Origin of the sequence: Pseudomonas paracarnis (genome assembly GCF_904063055.1) — a bacterium.
Taxonomy (GTDB): Bacteria; Pseudomonadota; Gammaproteobacteria; order Pseudomonadales; family Pseudomonadaceae; genus Aquipseudomonas; species Aquipseudomonas paracarnis.
Genome location: NZ_CAJFCN010000041.1, coordinates 1 through 2,605, shown reverse-complemented (window position 1 = coordinate 2,605; position 2,605 = coordinate 1). Strand labels below are relative to the sequence as shown.

2 protein-coding genes are annotated in these 2,605 nt (G+C 61.2%); both read right to left on the bottom strand.

Annotated features, from left to right (window positions below):
• Positions 1-194 precede the first annotated feature (194 nt).
• Positions 195-998, bottom strand: coding sequence for an IS21-like element ISPst3 family helper ATPase IstB (gene istB / locus JMV15_RS27775; protein ID WP_071890699.1), 804 nt, complete (start codon positions 996-998; stop codon positions 195-197).
• Complete coding sequence (gene istA, locus JMV15_RS27770; protein ID WP_110992713.1) at positions 991-2,490, bottom strand: IS21-like element ISPst3 family transposase; 1,500 nt, start codon at positions 2,488-2,490, stop codon at positions 991-993. The genes istB and istA overlap by 8 nt, the downstream gene beginning before the upstream one ends.
• Between the last annotated feature and the right edge of the window lie 115 nt (positions 2,491-2,605).

The window sequence follows — 2,605 nt, the reverse complement described above, 5'->3', positions numbered from 1 at the left end:
TGTTGGCGCTGATGGAAAATTGACCCACCCTGCCGATTGAAATTTGACCCAGGGCGGATTGCTGATTTTGTTACCAGCAACTGTGGATAAGTCTACCAGCGCAGCTGCTGTTGCCCCCACTCCTTCGCTAGCCCAGTTCAGTTGTTTAAGACCTGCCACACGCAGCCATGTAGCAGGCCGTCGTCGCCATGAAATCAGAACGGCTCATCGTCCTCCGGTTCCTGGCCGCCCTTACGCTTTCGCTCCCGTGATTTGATCTTGGCCTGGGCCGCCAAGCTACTGTGTTGCAGGCGATAGGACTCGTTACCGGTTTCGACGATGTGGCAGTGGTGGGTCAGCCGATCCAGCAGGGCGGTGGTCATCTTGGCGTCGCCGAACACGCTCGACCATTCGGCGAAGCTCAGGTTGGTGGTGATCACCACGCTGGTGTGTTCGTACAGCTTGGATAGCAGGTGAAACAGCAACGCACCGCCGGCCTGGCTGAAGGGCAGATAACCCAGTTCGTCGAGGATGACCAGATCCATGCGCAGCAGAGCTTGGGCGATCCGCCCGGCTTTGCCGTCGTGCTTTTCGCGCTCCAGCAGATTGACCAGATCGACCGTGGAGTAGAAGCGCACGCGCTTGCCGTGCCGGGTGATGCCGGACACGGCCAGCGCAGTGGCCAGGTGGGTTTTACCGGTGCCAGGCCCACCGATCAGCACCACGTTCTGCGCGGTGTCGGTAAAGGCCAGACTGGCCAGTTCGCTGATCAAACGAGCGTCTGCGCTGGAGGCGCTGAAGTCGAAGCCGGCCAGATCGCGGTGCATCGGCAGCTTGGCCATGTTCATCTGGTGGCTCACCGAGCGCATGGCGCGATCTGTGTGCTCTTGTTCCAGCAGGTGTTCGAGCAGCCACTTGGACGAGGCTGTGTTCGACTCACCCTGTGCAGTTAACTCCGCCAAGGCCGTGGCCATGCCGTGCAGGCGCAGCTCCTTGAGTTCCGCCATCAAATCACGCATGACCGACCTCCTCGGCCTGGCCACGCAGGCGGTCGTAGCGCGCCGTGTTAGCGACGGGGGCTTCCTTGAGCGACAAGTGGGTTTCGACGCTGGGTGGTGGTTCGGATGCTGTCAGCCGTGCCACGACATTGAGGATGTGTTCGGCGCTCAGGCTGCCGCTCTCCAGTACCAGCTCAACGGCTACCAGCACGGCATCGAGTCCGGCGACCGGTACGGCAGCCAGGACTTGCGCCATGATCCGGTCACCGCCGGCATGACGCCCCAGACCGTGCTTAAGCTGACGCAGCGGCGCCGGCAGATCAGCAAAGGGCGCGCCGTTGCGCAGCGCACCGGGCTTGCGTTCGATCAGCGGGAGGTAGTGCTGCCAGTCATAGCTGACCTGGTCGCGATCCAGCAAGCGGACATGGCTGGCGATCAGCGCGTCGTCAGCCACCACCTCGATTCGCGTCGGATACAAACGGCTGCTGACCCACTTACCCGCGTACTCACACGGCACCGAGTAGCGGTTGCGCCCGACGCTGACCAGGCAGGTGCTGGAGACCCGCGCAGGCCGCTCGACGTAACCGTCGAATGGCGCTGGCACAGGCATCAGTTCAGCGCGCTCCAACTCCAGCACTTCGGCCACACTCAGCCCGCTGTATTGAGGGTGCGTCAGCTCGTTCCAAAGCGCGCGGCAGCGCTGGCCCAGCCAGGCATTGAGTTCCTCGAAGGAGTGAAACTGGCAGTCCTGGGCGTCTAGCCAGATACGCCTGCGGCTGTCTTGCACGTTCTTTTCAACGATGCCCTTTTCCCAACCAGCGGCGACGTTGCAGAAGTCCGGATCGAACAGGTAATGCGCGCACATCACCGCAAAGCGTGCATTCACCGCCCGGCCTTTGCCCTTATTGACCTTGTCGACGGCCGTCTTCATGTTGTCGTAGATGCCCCGGCGCGGCACGCCGCCCAAGGCGCCGAACGAGCGTGTATGGGCGTCAAATAACATCTCATGGCCCTGGCTCGGATACGCCACAAGCCAGAACGCACGGCTGGCACACAGCTTCAGATGTGCCACCTGCATACGCCGGTAAATGCCGCCGACCAGCAAGCCTTCCTCGCTCCAGTCAAACTGAAACGCCTCGCCAAGAGCAAAGGTCAGCGGCACAAAGGCCTGCGACGCCTTGCCCTGTCCCCCTCGCCAGGCACGGATAAACGCGGTGAGCTGGCTGTAGCCACCGTCATAACCTTCGGCTTTGATTTGCGCCAACAGCGCCTTGGCACTGCGCCGCTGTTGCTTGGGGCGCAGCGAATCGGCTTTTAGCGCCTGCTCTAGCGTGGCGTGAAAAGGGCTGAGTTTGTTAAAGATCGCGCGGCGTTGGTACACCGGCTGCTTGGCCTCAGGTGCTCTGACCCACTTGCGAATCGTGTTGCGCGCCAGCCCGGTGCGCTTGGCTATCTCATGCAGCGACAGCTTGTCGCGGAAATACATCCGCCGAATTTTGCCCATCATTTCCATACTGATCACCCTGTGTTCTCCTGCTCAAAAATTGAGCAGAAGCAGTTGAACACCTGGGTCAGTTTTCAGTCGGCAGAACAGCCTCTACTGGGTCAGTTTTCGGTCAGCGGCAACA

Bases quoted from the DNA above. Each gene is read 5' to 3' on its own strand.
- istB (WP_071890699.1), bottom strand. From the start codon at position 998: ATGCGTGATTTGATGGCGGAACTCAAGGAGCTGCGCCTGCACGGCATG.
- istA (WP_110992713.1), bottom strand. From the start codon at position 2,490: ATGGAAATGATGGGCAAAATTCGGCGGATGTATTTCCGCGACAAGCTG.